This is a genomic window from Selenomonas sp. oral taxon 136, from assembly GCF_001554015.1.
GTDB lineage: Bacteria > Bacillota > Negativicutes > Selenomonadales > Selenomonadaceae > Centipeda > Centipeda felix.
Map to the genome: position 1 here is coordinate 1,611,889 of NZ_CP014239.1, position 19,419 is coordinate 1,631,307.

Sequence of the window (19,419 nt, forward strand, 5' to 3'; positions counted from 1 at the left end):
ATTATGTTCGGCATCGGTGCACCGGAGCTGGTATTGATTTTGATCGTAGGGCTGATTGTCTTCGGCCCGGGGAAGCTGCCCGAGATGGGGCGGACGCTGGGCAAGGGCCTGCGCGAGTTCCGCAAGGCGTCAAACGCGCTGACGACGGCGATCAACACACCTGATCCACCGTCTGCACAGAATGCAGCGGCACAGCCGCAGCCTGCCGCAGCACCGACGGCGCAGCAGGCTGCACCAGTAGTGGCAGCAGAGCCGGCTGCACCGGCGGCACAGCAGAGTGCTCCCGCGCCGGCGGCGACCTCGCCGACGACGGAGACCGCAGCTGCTGCGGTCGAGGCACACCGCGCCGAGCAGAAGGCCGCAGAGACGAAGCAGTCCTAAGGAATCACTGAGCTTCCCTAACACGGCTGCGCAGAACATCACGATGATATTGTGCCGAACGGCATGGTTTAGGAGGATATTATGTTTGGATTGGGCGTTCCCGAACTCGTACTTATTTTGATCATCGGCCTCGTTGTCTTTGGCCCCGGCCGTCTCCCCGACATCGGGAAGGCGCTCGGCAAGAGCATCAAGGAGTTTAAGTCGGCAAATAGTGCAAAGGACGAGCCGCCGGCGGAGATCAACGTGACGCATGAGACGAAGCAGCTGCCCGAGAATGCAAAAAAAGAGGAAAAGATCTGATCCATGGCAGAGGAAATGAAAGCGGACGGCGCGGGGGAGGCCTCGGCCGAAGAGACGTCGGTGCCTGCGGTGCAGGAAACAGGGGTCAAGCCGCTGCCGCCGGAGGACGCGGACACGCCGCAGGATGACGACGGCAGCATGTCGCTCATCGCGCATCTGACCGAGCTGCGTTCGCGGCTCATCAAGTGCCTGCTCGCCGTCGCTGTCGGCTCGGCGGTCGGCTACTACTTCATCGGCGACATCATGCACTATCTGACCCTGCCGGTCGGAAAACTCTACTATATGCAGCCCGCCGAGGCGTTTTTTACCTACATCAAGATCGCCGTCGTCGTGGGCTTCCTTCTTGCGCTGCCCGTGATCTTCTATCACGTCTGGCGCTTTTTTCTGCCCGCGCTCACACCGTCAGAACGCATGGTGCTCGCCATCGTTGTTCCCGTCTCGGTGGTGCTCTTCTTCCTCGGGCTGGCATTCTCGTTCTTCCTCGTCTTCCCTGCGGCGATCATGTTCTTCAAGGGCTTCGGCAACGATGAACTCGAGGCGCTCTTTTCCGTCAATCGGTATTTTGAGTTTGTCATCATGTTTGTCCTGCCGTTCGGCTTTGTCTTTGAGCTGCCGCTCGTCATTACGATTCTCGGGAAATTGGGCTTTATCACATCCAAATTTTTGAAGAAGTACGCGCGCATCGTCATTTTTCTCTCGTTCGTCATCGCCGCCGTGATCTCGCCGACACCCGATGTGTTCACGCAGTCGATGATCGCTGTGCCGATGATTGCGCTCTACGGCGTGGGGTATTTGATTGTGCGTTTTATCCTCCGAAAATAGGGAATTGACGGCACATTACAAAAAACACGATATATTTAGGAGGGAATACCTTGGCATATAAGGATCTGCGCGAATACATCGCGACACTTGAGGAGCGCGGACTGCTCCGCCGCATCACGGCGGAGGTTGACCCGGAGCTCGAGATCACGGAGATCACGGACCGCATCTCGAAGCGTGAGGGCGCGGAGAACGTCGCCCTGCTCTTTGAGAATGTAAAGGGCTCAAAGATGCCCGTCCTCATGAACGCGTTCGGCAGCTACGAGCGCATGGCACTCGCCTTCGGTGTGGAGAAGCTCGACGACGTGGCGGATGAGCTGACGGAGATCCTCAAGATCCCGCACATCTCCCTACAGAACAAGATGAACCTCATGACGCTCATCCCGATGGCGCGCAAGGCGATCAATTTCCCGAAGTATGTAAAGAATGCACCATGTCAGGAAGTCATCGAGACGGAGAACCCGAATCTTGACGAGATTCCCATTCTGAAGTGCTGGCCGGATGACGGCGGCCCCTTTGTGACGCTGCCGCTCGTCTTTACGAAGAATCCCGAGACGGGCAAGCGCAACGTCGGGATGTACCGCCTGCAGAAGTACGACAGCCGTACGACGGGGATGCACTGGCACATCCACAAGAACGGGGCGGAGAACTTCCGCGCGATGAAGGCACAGGGCGGCAAACGCATCGAGGCGGCGGTCGCCATCGGCACGGATCCCGTCGTGACTTACGCGGCGACGGCACCGCTGCCGCGCGATATCGACGAAATGGTCTTTGCGGGCTTCCTGCGGCATAAATCGGTCGAGCTCGTGAAGTGCGTTACGGTCGATCTCGAGGTGCCCGCAACGGCGGAGATCATCCTCGAGGGGTATGTCGATACGGACGAGATGCGCCGTGAGGGGCCGTTCGGCGACCACACGGGCTACTACTCCCTCGCAGACGACTATCCTGTCTTTCACATCACGGCAATCACGCATCGTAAGGATCCCATCTACTCTGCGACGGTCGTCGGACGTCCGCCGATGGAGGACTGCTTCCTCGCGAAGGCGACGGAGCGCATTTTCCTGCCGCTCTTGAAGCAGATGCTGCCCGAGGTCGTCGATGTCAACATGCCGCTCGAGGGCGTGTTCCACGACTGCGTTGTCGTCTCCATCAAGAAACAGTTCCCGATGCACGCGCGCAAGGTCATGCACGCACTCTGGGGCATGGGACAGATGATGAACGTGAAGATGATCATCGTCGTGGACGCCCACGTCAATGTGCAGGACATGAAGGAAGTCTGGTGGCGCGTCTTCAACAACATCGATGCGAAATATGACCTCGAGATCGTGCAGGGACCGCTCGATGTGCTCGACCACTCCTCGCCCATGGCAAAGTGGGGGTCGAAGCTCGGCATCGACGCGACGAAGACGTGGCCGGAGGAAGGCCATGCGCGTGAGTGGCCGGATGAGATCACGATGTCGAAGGAGATCACGGAGCGCGTGACGGCGCGGTGGAAGGAGTTCGGTCTGGATTGAGCTGGTGGATGGAGTGCCTGCGGGCGCATATGAACAACACAGCGTTTCACCATACCGTGTTCTCTCTGCCGTTCGCCCTCATGGGGGCACTCCTCGCCGCAGGCGGTGATCCGCCGCTCGGGACGCTCGGCTGGGTCGTGCTCGCCATCACGGCGGCACGGTCGGCGGCACTCGCCCTCGACAACCTCGCCGATCTGAAGTATGACAAGCAGCAGCCCCGCCTCGCCTACCGTGCGATGGTGCAGGGGCGCGTCACGAAGAAGGAGGCGCTCGTCTTTATCGGCGTGTGCCTCCTTGTGCTTATATTCGCCGTGCTGCAGGTGCATCCGGTCTGCATCCGTCTCCTGCCGTTCGCCGCTGTGCCCTTCCTCATCTACCCGTACATGAAGCGCGTGACGGGATGGGTACATCTCTTCCTCGGCATCGCCATCGGCATGGCGCCGGCGGGCGGCTGGGTGGCGGTCAGCGGGAAAATCGAGCTGCCGATGCTCGTGCTCTTTCTCGCGGTCGCCCTCTGGATCGCTGCGTTTGACGCAATGTACGGGGCGCAGGACGAGGCGTTTGACCGCAGTCAGGGACTCCACTCCCTCGCGGTGTCGTTCGGTGCACGCGGTGCATTCCAGATCGCGCGGGCAATGCACGTCCTCTCGATCCTGCTCTTTATCGCCCTCGGCGCGATGATGCATCTGCACTGGCCGTACTTCATCGGCGTCGCGATTGCAGCAGCGACCCTCGTCTACCAGCACCGCATCGCAGGGCCGACGGACTTCTCACGCGTGACGCAGGTGTACTTCATGCGCAACGGCATCGTTTCAATTGCAATTTTTGTCTTTACGTGGATCAGCTATATCGTATAAAGGAGAGCATGATGGCACGAATTCTTTCGGGCAAGGAATTTGCCGCACGGATAAAGGAAGATGCCGCACGCGGCGTTGCAGAGCTGAAGGCGGAGGGCGTCTTGCCGCGCCTTGCCGTCATCATCGTCGGCAGCGACCCTGCCTCCGAGGTCTACGTCCGCAACAAACAGCGGACGTGTGATGAGCTCGGCATTCGTTCGGATCACATTTCCCTCCCCGCCGAGACGACGAAGGAGGAGCTCCTCGCGTGCATTGAGGAGCTGAACGTCGATCCGGAGGTGCACGGCATCCTCGTACAGCTGCCGCTGCCCGCGCAGATCGCGGAGGACGAGGAGGAGATCCTCTCTCATATCGATCCGCGCAAGGACGTGGACGGCTTCCATCCCGTCAACGTCGGACATCTGGTGCTCGGCGCACCGGGGCCGCGCCCCTGCACACCGGCGGGCTGCATCCGTATGCTCGACTACGCGGGCATCCCCATCGAGGGGGCGCACGCCGTCATCATCGGGCGCAGCAACATCGTCGGCAAGCCCATGGCGCATCTCCTCCTCGAACGCAACGCAACCGTGACGATCTGTCACTCGCGCACGCAGAACCTTGCCGCGATCGCGCGCACGGCGGACATCCTCGTCGCTGCGGTCGGGCGGCCGCGCTTTGTCACGGCGGATATGGTGAAGGAGGGCGCGACGGTGATCGACGTCGGCATCAACCGCATCGCGCCGAAGAAGCTCGTCGGCGACGTGGACTTTGACGCCGCGGCGGCTGTCGCGGGGGCGATCACGCCCGTGCCGGGCGGCGTCGGACTTCTCACCGTCGCCATGCTGATGGAGAATGTAGTACAGGCAGCCAAAGCGCAGAACCCCTAAGGAGGATACACCATGAAATCCGATGTCGAAATCGCGCGCGAAGCCAAACTTCGCCCCATTACAGAAATTGCGGCCACGCTGGGCATTGATGCGGATACGATCGAGCCGTACGGCAGGTACAAGGCAAAGTTGACGCGCGAATCCCTTGCGGGCGCCCATGGAAAACAGGGAAAGCTCATCCTCGTCACGGCGATCAACCCGACCCCCGCAGGTGAGGGCAAGACGACGACGAGCGTCGGGCTTGCCGATGCCCTCCATCGGCAGGGCAAAAAGACCATCGTTGCCCTGCGCGAGCCGTCGCTCGGCCCATGCTTCGGCATGAAGGGCGGCGCGGCGGGCGGGGGCTATGCGCAGGTCGTCCCCATGGAGGACATCAACCTCCACTTTACAGGGGACTTTCACGCCATCACGACGGCGCACAACCTTCTTGCCGCACTCATCGACAACCACATCTTTCAGGGCAACCCACTCGATCTCGACGTGAACCGCATCGTGTGGAAGCGCGTTCTCGACATCAACGACCGCGCCCTGCGTCACGTCGTCACGGGGCTCGGCGGGCGCGTCCACGGCGTGCCGCGGGAGTCCGGCTTTGACATCACCGTCGCCTCGGAGATGATGGCGATCCTCTGTCTGGCGGAGGACCTCGCCGACATGAAGCGGCGCCTTGGGCGCATCCTCATCGGCTATACGCGCGGCGGACGTCCCGTGCACGCGGAGGAGATCGGTGCGACGGGGGCCTTGACCCTCCTCTTTAAGGATGCCGTGAAGCCCAACCTCGTGCAGACCATCGAGGGGACACCCGCCCTCATCCACGGCGGCCCCTTCGCGAACATCGCCCATGGGTGCAGCAGCGTCGCAGCGACCAAGGCAGCACTGCGCTGTGCGGACTACGTCGTCACGGAGGCAGGCTTCGGTGCGGATCTCGGCGCGGAGAAATTCTTCGACATCAAATGCCGCCTTGCGGGGCTCACCCCCGATGCCGTCGTCATTGTCGCCACCGTGCGTGCGCTCAAGATGAACGGCGGCGCGGCAAAGAGTGACCTCGGCACGGAGAATCTGGACGCCCTGCAGCGTGGCGCGGCGAACCTCGAAAAGCACATCGAGAACATCGGAAAGTTCGGCGTGCCCGCCGTCGTCGCCGTCAACGTATTTCCGACGGACACCGAGGCGGAGCTCGCTCTCCTCGAGGAGCTCTGCGCGCGCCTCGGTGCACCTGCCGTGCGCTCCGAGGTCTGGGCAAAGGGCGGCGAGGGCGGACTTGCCATGGCAGATGCGGTAGACGCAGCACTCCGGCAGCCGGCGCATTTTCACCCCATCTACGATGCGGAAAAGCCCATCGCGGAGAAGATCGAGACCATCGCGCGGGAGATCTACGGCGCGGACGGCGTGGACTTTACCGATGCAGCAAAGAAGCAGCTCGTGGAGATGGATGCGCTCGGCATGACGGAGACACCCGTCTGCATGGCTAAGACGCAGTACTCCTTCTCCGACAACCCCGAACTCCTCGGACGTCCGTCGGGCTTCCGCATCACTGTGCGCGAGCTGCGCGCCTCCTGCGGAGCGGGCTTCGTCGTCGCCCTCACGGGCAATGTCCTCACCATGCCGGGACTGCCGAAAGTGCCCGCCGCGATGGGCATGGACATCACGGCGGACGGTGTGATCACGGGACTGTTCTAAGTGAGATAGGGGGCACGGCAGAGATGGACATCGCAAAGCGACTGCAGGAGCTGGCAGAGTGCGGCGCATACGGGGAACTTTGTGCGGAAGCACGGGCATATCTTGCGCTCGATGCAGAGAGACAGGACGAGGATACGGCCTATATGGCGCGCGTGCGCCTCGGCGAGACATTGCTCGCTCTGTCGGCAGAGTCCTTCGATGCCGAAGGCTATGCGGAGGGCGTGCGCCTTTTGATGACGGCGTACAATGAGCGCGGCAATACGGGCCTCTTTGAGCTGCTCTCTTCCGTTGTCTATCAGCCCAATGAGGCGGCGCTGCGGGAGAACTACGCCGAAAATTGCCGTACATTTGCCCTGCTGCGCCCCGATGCAGCTTTGCCGGACTACGATCATCTCCCTGTGCTTTGCTTTCCCATATCCAATACAAACGCGGTGCTCTTTACAAAGGAGCACCGACGTTTTCTTCTGGAGGAACGGGAAGACGGCTGGCAGATGCTCCATCATGCGCTGCTCTTTTTTCGTGGTGATGCAGACGAACTGACACGGGCGACAGAACGCTTTTCACGTGCTGTCCGCGATGCACGTGTGCAGGAATGCGCCGCACAGCTGATGGATGCGGTACAGCGGAATGACTTTGGTGCGGCGATGCAGCGCTGTGCCGAGGAGTATCATCAGCTCTGTCCCGAGGGAGAGGAATATGAGATCTTCCGTGCTGAGGAAGCTCTTGCACGGAAGGATATGGATGCGGCACTTTCCTATGGGAAGGCAGCGTACAAAAAACGGAAAATGAGTCCACATGCATGTGCTGTGCTCTCCCGTGTGTATCAGCAGGCAGGACGTCCGGATCGTGCCATGCTCTTTATGATGCTGTCGGTGGATCGAGATTATCTCAGTTTCCCGGAAGATCCTGACGCGATGGAGAATTGTATCTATGCGCTCAAGGCGGCTTTCACGAACGCACAGTTTGCACCATTCATCACCAATGTAGTCATAGATTCTCATGGGGTCACGAAAAAATTTTGGATTCATGTGTGTGAGGAGCTTCCACGTTTTTCTGATGCGCTGCCACGCTATCGTACTGGGCTCTACAATCCCTATGGGGTTATGTTTATCAAAAGCAAAGTCATTGACCTGATGAATCCGGCAATGGAACAATATAATTATCCGATTGTGAATGATTTTGTCTTCGACATCATGAAGGCAGATGAGACCTCGGAGATCCGTGTCGTACCGCAGAAAAGTGCAGAAATTCTTCCGCTTGCGGCGAAAGAGGATAAACAAAAAATCTCGTTCCACAGGGAAAACATGGATCGAACGATGCAGCTCAGCCGCGGTGAGTTTAATTTTTATCGCGTGGAGGAGCCGACGACCATTCGCTCGGATTCCACCTTCCTCGTCGGGCAGCCGATCGTTCTTCAGCATAGCTCGCGGCGCAGAAAACTGGTGCTGAATATTCTCGCTGATGGTCTTGCATGGAACGCCCTGCGGGATGAGGCAGAAGAGCTGATGCCAAATCTTCTGCATTTCTTTTCCAAGGGAATCATTTTCGAAAACAATTTCAGTGCTTCGGAGTATACGTATCCGTCACTTGCAAGCATCGAGACAGGGCTGTATCAGCATCATACGCAGATTGCACGACCGGGGGTGCCCTTTGCGCTCGACCCATCCGTTGTGACGCTGTCCGAGCAGATGAAGCATCTCGGCTACTACTGCACCAACATTCAGGGGGATGCCCAGGGAATTTACAACGGTGTGACGCGTGGTTACGATCGCCTGATTGTCAATCATTGGATGCTGCACGCGGCGGATGGAGTGGAGCGTACGATTTGTCACCTTCAGACATTTAATGAGTGCGATAATTTCCTGTTTCTTCATTTTGCAGATACGCATCCGTATAATGCAGATGTCAGTACGCCGCCTAATGCTTCGACACATTTACCGCTTGCCGATGTCCTGCAGTCACAAGACTTGGTGGCGTCCGTATTTCTGAAGAATAATCCGCTCAGCCAATATGTCAATCGTTACGAGGTGCAGGCATCAGACCGCCAGCTCGGCTATCTTTTTGATTACATTACCGCGCATTACGATGACGATGAGTACGTTGTCCTGCTCTACTCCGATCACGGTGCGCCTGTGTATGCACGCAGTCCGTATCTCCTCAGTGAGGAACAGACGGGGGCAGCACTGATGGCGCGGGGTGCGGGGGTACCGGCGCGCGGGCGCGTGGACGAGCTGACGAGTACGGTGGACATCTACAAGATCCTCGGTAAACTCGCGGGCTATCCGATTGATGCGCCGTATCTTGACGGGAATTTGCCTGCGGTGTTCGGCGGACAGCGGCGTGCCTATACGGTCAGCAACTCCATCTATCCCGGACAGACGTATAAGATCTGCGTGCGCACGGAGCAGCATGCATTTCATCTCGAGACGACGGAATTTACGCGTGAGGATGGGACGGTATCGTTGGATTCATATACCTACCATATTCACGAGCGAAATGATGACTATCGTGAGATATTTGACGATGCACTGGCGCGGCAGTTCCTTGACATCGTGTGGAACTATACCAAGAGCTTTCGTCGGTAAATCATCGGAACAGGCCGTACCTAGGTCTGCATCTTGCAAAAAACGCGGTTTTGTGCTACTCTAACGAGTGCAATTCATAGATGAGCGGACGCCTTCGTCCCCGCGGGACGAGGGCGTTTCTTTCGGGAGGAATAGATCGATGAGTCAGGAATCCGGTGCCAATATTCCAAAGACATACGACCCGCAGAGCTTTGAGCGGAAGTGGTATGATTACTGGGAGAAGCATAAGCTGTTCCACGACGAGGCAGACGAGAGCCGTACGCCGTACAGCGTGGTGATCCCGCCGCCGAATGTGACGGGCCAGCTCCACATGGGGCACGCCCTCGACAATACGCTGCAGGACATCCTCGTGCGCTATCAGCGCATGCGCGGCAAGAATGTGGTCTGGATTCCGGGCTGCGACCATGCGGGGATCGCGACACAGGCAAAGGTGGAGGCGGCACTGCGCGAGGAGGGCACGACGCGCTTTGACCTCGGCAGAGAGAAGTTCCTTACGCGTGTCTGGGACTGGAAGCAGCAGTACGGCGACCGTATTATGTATCAGCTGCGGATGCTCGGCGCGTCCTGTGACTGGGACCGTGAGCGGTTCACGATGGACGAGGGCTGTTCCCGCGCTGTGCGCGAGGTCTTTGTCAGTCTCTATGAACAGGGCCTGATCTATCAGGGGACGCGCATCACGAACTGGTGCCCCTCCTGCATGACGGCGATCTCGGACATCGAGGTCGAGCATGAGACGGAGGCGGGACACCTTTGGCATCTGCGCTATCCGATTGAGGGTACGGACGATTATGTGGAGATTGCGACGACGCGCCCCGAGACGATGTTCGGCGATACGGGCGTGGCGGTACACCCCGATGATGAACGGTACAAGGCACTCGTCGGCAAGACGCTGATCCTGCCTGTGGTGGGACGCCGCATCCCGCTCTTTGCCGATGCCTACGTCGATCCTGCCTTCGGAACGGGCGCAGTCAAGGTGACGCCTGCGCACGATCCGAACGACTTCGAAATGGGACAGCGACACAATCTCGAACAGGTCATCGTCATCAATGCCGACGGCACAATGAACGAGAACGCGGGACGCTATGCGGGGATGGATCGCTATGCGTGCCGCAAGGCACTCGTGAAGGAGCTCGAGGAGACGGGCGCCCTCGTGCGCACGGAACAGCATGAGCACGCCGTCGGACACTGCTCGCGCTGCAGGACGACGATCGAGCCGCTCGTATCGAAGCAGTGGTTCGTCCGCATGGAGAGCCTCGCGAAGCCCGCGATTGAGGCGGTGCGTGACGGCAGGATCCGTTTTGTCCCCGAGCGTTTCACGAAAATCTACGAAAACTGGCTTGAAAATATTCGCGACTGGTGTATCTCGCGCCAGCTCTGGTGGGGACACCGCATCCCCGCGTGGCACTGTGCGCACTGCGGCGAGACCTCCGTATCGCGCGATGACCTCACGGCGTGCCCGCACTGCGGCAGTACGGACCTTCACCAGGACGAGGACGTGCTCGACACGTGGTTCAGCTCCGCCCTCTGGCCGTTCGAGACGCTCGGCTGGCCGGAGCAGACGGTCGATCTGCGTCACTTCTATCCGACGTCAGTGCTCGTGACGGGCTATGACATCATCTTCTTCTGGGTGGCGCGCATGGTCATGATGGGGCTGCGCTTCGGCGGCGATGTGCCGTTCCGCGATGTCTTTATCCACGGGCTCGTGCGCGACAGCGAGGGGCGCAAGATGTCGAAATCCCTCGGCAACGGCATCGATCCCGTGGAGGTCATTGAAAAGTACGGTGCGGATACGCTCCGCTTCATGCTCATCACGGGCAATACGCCCGGCAACGACATGCGCTTCTACTGGGAGCGCGTCGAGGCGGCGCGCAATTTTGCGAACAAGATCTGGAATGCCTCGCGCTACATGCTGATGAATCTCGAGGGATCGGACGCATCGTTCGTGCCGACGGCGGAGGACTATACGCTCGCCGACCGCTGGATCCTCTCGCGCGCGGAGGAGACGACGCGCGACGTGACGGCAAACCTCGAGCACTATGAGCTCGGTGAGGCGGGACGCACGATCTACGAGTTCCTGTGGAGCGAGTTCTGCGACTGGTATATCGAGCTGACGAAGGCACGCCTCTATGACAAGGAGAATGTCCGCGCGAAGAATACGGCGCTCTATGTTCTGCGTACCGTGCTGGAGCGTACGATGCGCCTTTTGCATCCCTTCATGCCGTTCCTGACCGAGGAGATCTGGCAGAAACTGCCGCACGAGGGCGAGAGCATTATGCGTGCGCCGTGGCCCGAGGTGTCGGAGGCGGAAATCGACGCGGAGGCAGAGGCGTCGATGACGGCGATCATGGAGGTCATTAAGACGACGCGCAATCTGCGTGCGGAGCTCGGCACGCCGCCGAGCAAAAAGAGCTCGCTCATCCTGCGCGTGCGCGACGCGGCTCTCGCCGATGTGTTTGCCGCGCACGAGGACTACTTCTTTGCCCTCGCATCCGCTTCGGAGGTCTCCTTCCTCGCGGCGGATGCCCCCGATCCGGAGAATGTGGTGACGGGGGCACTCGCGGGCGCGGCGGTCTATCTGCCGCTCGCGGGGCTGATTGATGTGGAGAAGGAGACGGCGCGCCTGACGAAGGAGCGTGCGAATCTCGAAAAGGAGATCGCACGCCTGACGGGCAAACTCTCGAATGAGGGCTTTACGTCGAAGGCTCCTGCCGCCGTCGTTGCCGCAGAGCGTGAGAAGCTGGCTGGCTATGAGGAGAAGATCGCCCTCATACGGACGCGCCTCACGGATCTCGAGAAGCTCTGAGGTGATTCGATGAACTACGAGGAGTCACTGCATTATCTGGATGAACTGAATACCTTCGGCATTCGCCTCGGGCTCGCGCGCATGGAGGAGCTGTGCGCACGGCTTGGACATCCCGAGCGCAGCTATCGCGTCATTCATATCGCAGGAACAAACGGCAAGGGCTCCGTCACGCAGATGATGGACGCCGTATGCCGCGCGTCCGGCATCCGCTCCGGGCGGTACCTTTCGCCGCATCTCGTCTCCTATACGGAGCGCATGAGCGTCGGCGGAGAGGAGATCGGAGAGGAGCAGTTTGCGGCGCTTCTTACGCGCGTGCGCGCGGCGGCCGATGCCATGACGGCGGAGGGGCATGAACATCCCACGCAGTTTGAGGCACTGACGGCACTCGCCTTCCTCTATTTTGCGGAAGAAAAGGCGGAGGTCGCCGTGGTCGAAACGGGGCTCGGCGGGCTGCTTGACTCGACGAATGTCGTTCTGCCGGAACTGACGATCATCACAAATGTGGCAATGGATCATGCCGACCGCTGCGGCGGTACGCTCGCGGGCATCGCGGAGCATAAGGCAGGCATCATCAAGGAGGGCGTGCCCGTCATTACGGCGGCAGCGGGCGAGCCCCTTTCCATCATTGCGGCACGCGCGGAGGAGCTGGGTGCCGACCTCTTCGTCTATGGGGAGGACTTCTCTGCGCAGATGCTCCGTATGGAGAACGGCGGTCAGTGCGTTTCGTTCCGCTCCGTCGTCTCTCGTGCACCGGAACCCTTTGAAATCGCTCTTGCGGGACCCTATCAGGCGGAGAACGCCGCGCTCGTCATCATGGCGGCGGAGCTTATGGCTCCTGAGGATGAGCGTATCACCGAGGACGCTGTCCGTACGGCTCTGCGTACAGTGCATCATCCCGCACGTTTTGAGATCCTCTCCTGCGGGGGACAGACTGTCGTCGTGGACGGCGCGCATAATCCCGCCGGAATGCAGGCGCTGCGCGCGGGGCTTGACGCCTATTTTCCTGCGCAGCCGCGCGTCTTTCTGCTCGGCATTCTGAAGGACAAGGACATCGACCGCATGCTGGCGATTCTTCTGCGCCCCGGCGATCAGGTCGTGACCGTACGCCCCAACTCGGAGCGCGCTGCGGGCGCGGATCTCGTCGCCGCTGTGGCGGCGGGCATGGGGGCAGTCACACATGCAGCAGGTGATCCTGCGGCGGGCCTCTCAGAGGCGCTTGCGCGCGCACACGCAGCGGATGCGCTGCTCGTCGCGGCAGGATCACTCTACCTCGTGGGCGGCATTCGCGCCATGCTCACGGCAAGGAGGTGAGGCGTATGGCAGAGGATATCCAGGAACGCCGCCGCAGGCACCGCCGGCAGCGTTGGGGGGCGCGTCTGGGACGCTGCATGATGTATGCCGTCATCGCCGAGGCGTTCCTTATCCCACTCCTGCCGCTTGCGGCTCATGTGGCACTGGGGATTGGCTGTGTTGCGATTCTTCTGCGCCTGTGTATTGAGCGAGATTTCCATCTGTGCCGGATGCCGTACGATGCGCCGGCGCTGCTCTTTCTTGTCATCAGCTTTCTGTCAGTGTTTATTGCGCCGGATGTTTCGTTCAGTCTTTATAATTTCTCCCATCTCGTTCCCATCTATGTCTCAACCTATTTGCTTGTCGGTCAAACGGTACGCACACCCCGTGAGGTGCAGCGCGTTGTGATTGCGATGGCCCTGTCTGCTGCGCTAGTCATTCTCTACGGCTTCTATCAGTTCATCTTCGGCATCGACATCTCGGCGATGAAATGGGTGGACGGCGCGGCATTTCCGGAACTGTCGAAGCGCGTTTTCTCGACGTGGGAGAATCCAAACATCCTCGCGGGCTACCTCGACATCGTCGCCTGCCTGGCACTCGGCCTGGCGGTCGGCCTCTCGGGCTGGCGACGCGGCCTGGCGCTCACGATCCTCGTCCTCGCGCTCGCGTGCCTTGGCATGACCTATGCGCGCGGTGCGTGCCTCGTGATCGGTATCCTCTTGGCGGGGTACGGTGTACTGCGTGACTGGCGCGTGCTCCTCGGCATCGTCGCCATTGGCGCGGGGGTCCTCTTCTTTGACCCCGTACTCTCGGATCGCCTGCTCTCCGTCTTTACGCGGATCGACACCTCCTCGGAGATGCGGCTTGCCTTCTGGGAGAGCACCGTGGCGATGATTATGGATCATCCCTTCCTCGGCATCGGCTGGGGGATGTACTTCATGGTCTACCCAGAGTATGACTTCTATCTGCAGGGAGCACCCGTGCAGATCGTTCACGCGCACAATATGTATCTGAACTATGCGGCGGAGATCGGCATCCCGGGGGCACTCGCCTTCTTCTGGTTCTTCTTCGGCTCGCTGCTGCTCGCCTTCCGCCTGCCGCGCAAAACCCCGCCGTGGGCGGACGTGCTCGCGGCACACGAACACGAGTGGCACGCCGTCGCCGATGTGCGTGAGGCACTCATGGCATGGCGCAGCAAAAAATTTGTGGAGGGCCTTGCCCTCGGCATCGGGCTCGCCATGCTCTCCGTTGCCCTGAACGGGATCACGGATCATCTTCTCTTTAATATACCGTCCTCTATGCTGCTCTGGATGCTCGCCGCGATGGCTGCGGCCGTGCATACGATGGCGGGGGAGATGAAGGAAGGATAACTATGCAGGAACATCCATCGATATCCAAGGCAACCGTCGATCGCCTGCCGCGCTACTACCGCTGCCTGCGGCAGCTCAGTGACGAAGGCGTCAGCATCGCTTCCTCCGAGGAACTCGGCCGCCGTCTCTCGATCAATCCCGAGCAGATCCGCAAGGATCTCACCACCTTCGGACAGTTCGGAAAAAAGGGCGTCGGTTACTACGTCGCAGAGCTCAAGGAGAGTATCGGCGGCATCCTCGGCCTCGACCAGCACCTCAGCCTCGCCATTGTCGGCATGGGGCATCTGGGCGCGGCGCTCGCGAACTATCAGGGCATTGCTCGCCTCGGCTTCCGCCTTGCGGCGATCTTTGACAGCAACCCCGTCGTCATCGGCACGCGTGTCGGGGAACGGCGCGTGGAGGACATTGCCTATCTCGCAGAGATCATCGCCGAGCGGAATATTCAGATCGGTGTGATTGCTGTTCCCGCTGCACAAGCGCAGAGCGCTGCAGATCAGCTCATCGCGGCGGGCATCCGCGGCATCTGGAATTTTGCTCCCGTGAAGCTGCACGTGCCGCCGTCCGTCCCCTTCGTCAGCGAGGATCTCTCGGTGGGACTGAGCGCGCTCTCCTACTACCTGACGCATCGCGGCACGGAAAATGACGTGTTGTCTGAAAAAAATTATAAGGAATCGCCGATAAAATGAAGTACGTCAGATTGGCGTAGATTTTTTCGTCCGATTGAGGAGGCAAACCGGACGCATAGCCAAAGCTATGTGGAGGATTTGCAGGCATTGAGCGGGCAAAAAAGATGCGCTAAGATGGCGGTGCTGAGTTTATCAGTGCTTCCTTACAGGACGAATAAATACTTTTCCTCTTTTTTCACAAATTCACAGAAAATGCCGTCAATGTAATCTTGACGGCATTTTTTTTTCGTGATATTCTTAGGAAAGATATAATTGGCGTAGAGAGGTACGATAATCTACAGTTATTTCGGATACCCCATACAGCCCCTATTTACGGGGGATTTACGAGAAAACAGAGGGATTCAAGATTGCTGTCAAAATTATATGCCGACTGCGTCAGGAGAGTATTCATGGGTGACGGCGGTAAGGGAATCATGAAACAAAAATCACAGTCATGAGACATGTGCTGTGATAGTTCGTGTGTTCCGCGTACTGTCCGCTGTATCTGAGGGAGGTTATTCTATGATCGATATTTCCGATCGCGTACCGAAGTCCCTGACGGATCGAATTGTGAGCGCGGAGACGGCAGCGGAGTACTTTGCCGACGGTATGACCATCGGCGCGAGCGGCTTCACTCCGTCCGGCTATCCGAAGGCAGTGCCGCTTGCCATCGCTGAACGCATGAAGAAGAATCCGTTCAAAGTAAATATCTGGACGGGGGCTTCGACGGGCCCTGAGCTCGACGGTGCACTCGCAGAGGCAGAGGGGATCAAACAGCGCCTCCCGTACCAGACGAACACGGCACTGCGCAGCGCCATCAACTCCGGCAAGATCAACTATATCGACATGCACCTCTCCGAGGTGGCACAGCAGTCGCGCGAAGGCTTCCTCGGCAAGATCGATGTTGCCCTCGTGGAGGCGGTCGCCATCACAGACGAGGGCATCATCCCTTCCACCTCGGTCGGCAATACCCCGTCGTTCGTTCAGAGTGCAGATGTGGTCATCGTCGAGGTGAACACGAGCCAGCCGATGGAACTCGTCGGAATGCACGACATCTATATCCCGCTCGATCCGCCGAATCGTCTGCCCATCCCCATCACAAAGGCGGGCGACCGCATCGGCACGACGTTCATTCCATGTCCGCATGAGAAAATCAAATACATCGTTCCCTGCGACATCACGGACAAGACCCGCGCTCTTGCGCCGGTCGATGATATTGCACGCAAAATGGGCGCGTTCACGGTGGATTTCCTCAAAAAGGAGATCGCCGAGGGGCGCATGCCCAAGGGACTGCTTCCCCTGCAGTCGGGCGTCGGCAATGTGGCGAACGCCGTTATCGCCGGGTTTGTGAACTCCGATTTCACGGATCTCGAGGTCTATACCGAGGTCATTCAGGACGGCATGTTCGACCTCGCCGATGCGGGCAAGCTGAAATTTGCGTCCGGCACGGCGTTCTCGCCGTCGCCTGAGGGACTCCAGCGCTTCTACAAGGACATCGACAAGTACAAGAAGATCATGATGCTGCGTCCGCAGGAAATCTCGAACAACCCTGAGGTTGTCCGCCGTCTCGGCGTCATTGCGATGAACACAGCGATCGAGGTCGACATCTACGGCAACGTCAACTCCACGCACGTCACGGGCTCAAAGATGATGAACGGCATCGGCGGCAGCGGCGACTTCGCACGCAACGCCTACCTCACGATCTTCTACACGCAGTCCGAGGCAAAGGGCGGCAAGATCTCGTCCATCGTTCCGTTCTGTTCGCACGTCGACCACGGCGCACACGACGTGGACGTCGTCATCACGGAGCAGGGCGTTGCCGACCTGCGCGGCAAGTGCCCGCGTGAGCGTGCCCTCGAGATCATCAACCACTGCGCACACCCGGACTTCCGTCCGCTCCTGCTCGACTACTACGAGCGCGCCCTTGCCGCAACGAAGGGCGCACAGACACCGCATCTGCTGGACGAGGCGCTGTCCTTCCATCAGCGCTTCCTCGCAACGGGCTCGATGCAGAAGTAATCCGACGTATCCATCGGTGCTTTCGGGAGCGCGGCATCTGCGCTCCCGTCCACAGTATATATTATATAACCCAATGAGAACTGTAAAAGGTAAAGGAGAAGACTTTCATGAGCAATGAAAAGATCCAGGCGGAGCTTGACAAGTACAATGCTGCCGTAGAAAAAGCCACGGCAAAGTTCCCGGCACGTCCGCACATCCCCGAGCAGGGCCTCTACACCCCGCTCGATATCCAGGAGACGGACTATGCAGAGGACATCAGTTTCCCCGGCGTCTATCCTTACACGCGCGGCGTGCAGCCGACGATGTACCGCGGACGCTTCTGGACGATGCGCATGTACGCAGGATTCTCCACGGCGGAGGAGTCCAACAAGCGCTATCGTTACCTCATCGAGAGCGGTGCGACGGGACTTTCCTGTGCATTTGACCTCCCAACGCAGATCGGCTACGACTCCACGGATCCGATCTCCGAGGGCGAGGTCGGAAAGGTTGGCGTCGCGATCGACTCCCTTGCCGATATGGAGATCCTCTTTGATCAGATCGATCTCGGCAAGGTCTCCACGTCTATGACGATCAACGCTCCTGCATCTGTCCTGCTCGCAATGTATATTGCTGTGGCAGAGAAGCAGGGCGTCTCGGCGGACAAGCTTAAGGGCACCATCCAGAATGACATTCTGAAGGAGTATGCGGCACGCGGCACGTACATCTTCCCGCCGCGCCCGTCCATGCGCCTCATCACGAACATCTTTGAATATTGCTCCAAGAACGTCCCGAACTGGAACACCATCTCCATCTCGGGCTACCACATCCGTGAGGCCGGTTCCACGGCATCGCAGGAGATTGCATTCACCATCGCGGACGGCATTGCCTACGTTGAGGCTGCGATCAAGGCAGGTCTCAGCGTCGATGCGTTTGCCGGACGCCTCTCCTTCTTCTGGAACGCACACAACAACGTCCTCGAGGAGGTTGCGAAGTTCCGCGCCTCCCGCCGCATCTGGGCGAAGGTCATGAAGGAGCGCTTCCATGCAGAGAAGCCGAAATCCATGATGCTCCGCGTCCATACGCAGACGGCAGGCTCGATGCTCACCGCACAGCAGCCGAACAACAATATCGTCCGCGTCGCACTCCAGACCGCAGCGGCGGTCATGGGCGGCACGCAGTCGCTCCATACGAACTCCCGTGATGAGGCGCTCGCGCTTCCGACGGAAGAGTCGGTCATGGTTGCCCTCCGTACGCAGCAGATCGTGGCGTACGAGAGCGGACTTGCCGATGTGGTTGATCCGCTCGCAGGCTCCTACTACGTCGAGGCGATGACGAACCGCATCGAGAAAGAGGCGTGGGAGTACATCAAGAAGATCGACGATCTCGGCGGCGCGGTTGCGGCGATTGAGAAGGGCTACATCCAGAAAGAGATCCAGGACAGCGCGTACAAGTGGCAGATGGACGTCGAGTCCGGTGCACGCGTCATCGTCGGCGTCAACAAGTTCCAGGTGGAGGAGGAAGCTCCGAAGAACCTCCTCAAGGTGGACGCTTCCGTCGGCGAGAAGCAGAAGGCAAAGGTCGAGGCCATGAAGGCAAAGCGCGACAACGCCGCCGTTCAGGCAGCCCTTGCCGCGCTCAAGAAGGCCTGCGCCGACGAGCACGAGAACCTCATGCCGCATATCCTCGCAGCGGTCAAGACCTACGCGACACTCGGCGAAATCTGCGGTGTCATGCGCGAGGTGTTCGGCGAGTACGAGGCACACGTCAATCTCTAAGCGGTACGCGCGAACGGCTGTTGGATGAATGCACAGGGGACGCCGCACGAGGAGTGCGGCGGCTCCGTTCAGGAGGAATAGAAAAATGGCAGAAAAAATCAGAGTGCTCGTTGCAAAACCGGGTCTGGATGGTCATGATCGCGGCGCGAAGGTCGTCGCACGCGCTCTGCGCGATGCCGGCTTTGAGGTCGTCTACACGGGACTTCGCCAGACGCCGGAGGAGATCGCCGAGGCTGCTCTGCAGGAAGACGTCAACGTCGTTGCGCTGAGCATCCTCTCGGGTGCGCATCCGCATCTTTTCCCGAAGGTTGTCGAGCTCATCCGCGGCAAGGGAATGGACGACGTCCTCGTCATCGGCGGCGGCGTGATCCCGGAAGGCGACATCCCTGCACTGAAGGCAGCGGGCATTGCCGAGGTCTTCACGCCGGGCACACCGACGAGCGACGTTGTGAATTTCATCAAGGAACATGTGAAGGCATAAGCGCCTGATTTGCTTGGAGACACTGCCTTGTGCGGTGC

The 19,419-nt window shown here is 59.6% G+C and carries 15 protein-coding genes and 1 pseudogene; all 16 read left to right on the forward strand.

What is annotated here, in order from left to right:
* Window positions 1–3: 3 nt before the first annotated feature.
* The 16 genes and pseudogenes from AXE86_RS07710 (at window position 4) to AXE86_RS07780 (ending at window position 19,381) form a co-directional block, all read left to right on the forward strand.
* Window positions 4–381, forward strand: coding sequence for a Sec-independent protein translocase subunit TatA/TatB (locus AXE86_RS07710; protein ID WP_061946085.1), 378 nt, complete (start codon window positions 4–6; stop codon window positions 379–381).
* 81 nt (window positions 382–462) lie between these two features.
* Window positions 463–681, forward strand: coding sequence for a twin-arginine translocase TatA/TatE family subunit (locus AXE86_RS07715; RefSeq protein ID WP_009753844.1), 219 nt, complete (start codon window positions 463–465; stop codon window positions 679–681).
* Between the two features lie 3 nt (window positions 682–684).
* Window positions 685–1,503, forward strand: a complete 819-nt coding sequence (gene tatC, locus AXE86_RS07720; protein ID WP_061946087.1) for a twin-arginine translocase subunit TatC — start codon at window positions 685–687, stop codon at window positions 1,501–1,503.
* 50 nt (window positions 1,504–1,553) lie between these two features.
* Entirely contained in the window at window positions 1,554–3,014 is a 1,461-nt protein-coding gene (locus AXE86_RS07725) for a menaquinone biosynthesis decarboxylase (protein WP_061946089.1), read from the forward strand.
* Window positions 3,015–3,022: 8 nt separating this feature from the next.
* A complete protein-coding gene (locus AXE86_RS07730) occupies window positions 3,023–3,871 on the forward strand; it encodes a 4-hydroxybenzoate octaprenyltransferase (protein WP_061946091.1) in 849 nt (282 codons plus the stop codon).
* 11 nt (window positions 3,872–3,882) lie between these two features.
* The gene (gene folD / locus AXE86_RS07735) at window positions 3,883–4,737 is read left to right on the forward strand and encodes a bifunctional methylenetetrahydrofolate dehydrogenase/methenyltetrahydrofolate cyclohydrolase FolD (RefSeq protein ID WP_061946092.1); all 855 of its coding nucleotides are present in this window, start codon (window positions 3,883–3,885) and stop codon (window positions 4,735–4,737) included.
* A 12-nt stretch (window positions 4,738–4,749) separates the two neighbouring features.
* Window positions 4,750–6,414, forward strand: coding sequence for a formate--tetrahydrofolate ligase (locus AXE86_RS07740; protein ID WP_061946093.1), 1,665 nt, complete (start codon window positions 4,750–4,752; stop codon window positions 6,412–6,414).
* A gap of 23 nt (window positions 6,415–6,437) precedes the next feature.
* Window positions 6,438–8,999 carry a sulfatase-like hydrolase/transferase gene (locus AXE86_RS07745; protein WP_232294867.1) on the forward strand — a complete coding sequence of 854 codons (2,562 nt, stop codon included), beginning with the start codon at window positions 6,438–6,440 and terminating at the stop codon, window positions 8,997–8,999.
* A gap of 139 nt (window positions 9,000–9,138) precedes the next feature.
* Window positions 9,139–11,802 carry a valine--tRNA ligase gene (locus AXE86_RS07750; RefSeq protein WP_061946095.1) on the forward strand — a complete coding sequence of 888 codons (2,664 nt, stop codon included), beginning with the start codon at window positions 9,139–9,141 and terminating at the stop codon, window positions 11,800–11,802.
* A 9-nt stretch (window positions 11,803–11,811) separates the two neighbouring features.
* The gene (locus AXE86_RS07755) at window positions 11,812–13,113 is read left to right on the forward strand and encodes a bifunctional folylpolyglutamate synthase/dihydrofolate synthase (protein ID WP_061946096.1); all 1,302 of its coding nucleotides are present in this window, start codon (window positions 11,812–11,814) and stop codon (window positions 13,111–13,113) included.
* Window positions 13,114–13,118: 5 nt separating this feature from the next.
* A complete protein-coding gene (locus AXE86_RS07760) occupies window positions 13,119–14,462 on the forward strand; it encodes an O-antigen ligase family protein (protein ID WP_061946098.1) in 1,344 nt (447 codons plus the stop codon).
* Window positions 14,463–14,464: 2 nt separating this feature from the next.
* Window positions 14,465–15,148: a redox-sensing transcriptional repressor Rex gene (locus AXE86_RS07765; protein ID WP_009753854.1), complete on the forward strand. Its 684-nt coding sequence runs from the start codon at window positions 14,465–14,467 to the stop codon at window positions 15,146–15,148.
* 33 nt (window positions 15,149–15,181) lie between these two features.
* A pseudogene (locus AXE86_RS13355) lies at window positions 15,182–15,292 on the forward strand (secretion protein HlyD); the annotation flags it as partial.
* A gap of 357 nt (window positions 15,293–15,649) precedes the next feature.
* A complete protein-coding gene (locus tag AXE86_RS07770; RefSeq protein WP_061946100.1) occupies window positions 15,650–17,146 on the forward strand; it encodes an acetyl-CoA hydrolase/transferase family protein in 1,497 nt (498 codons plus the stop codon).
* A 107-nt stretch (window positions 17,147–17,253) separates the two neighbouring features.
* Entirely contained in the window at window positions 17,254–18,900 is a 1,647-nt protein-coding gene (locus tag AXE86_RS07775; protein ID WP_006690227.1) for an acyl-CoA mutase large subunit family protein, read from the forward strand.
* An 85-nt stretch (window positions 18,901–18,985) separates the two neighbouring features.
* The gene (locus AXE86_RS07780) at window positions 18,986–19,381 is read left to right on the forward strand and encodes a cobalamin B12-binding domain-containing protein (protein ID WP_009753856.1); all 396 of its coding nucleotides are present in this window, start codon (window positions 18,986–18,988) and stop codon (window positions 19,379–19,381) included.
* Window positions 19,382–19,419: the final 38 nt, after the last annotated feature.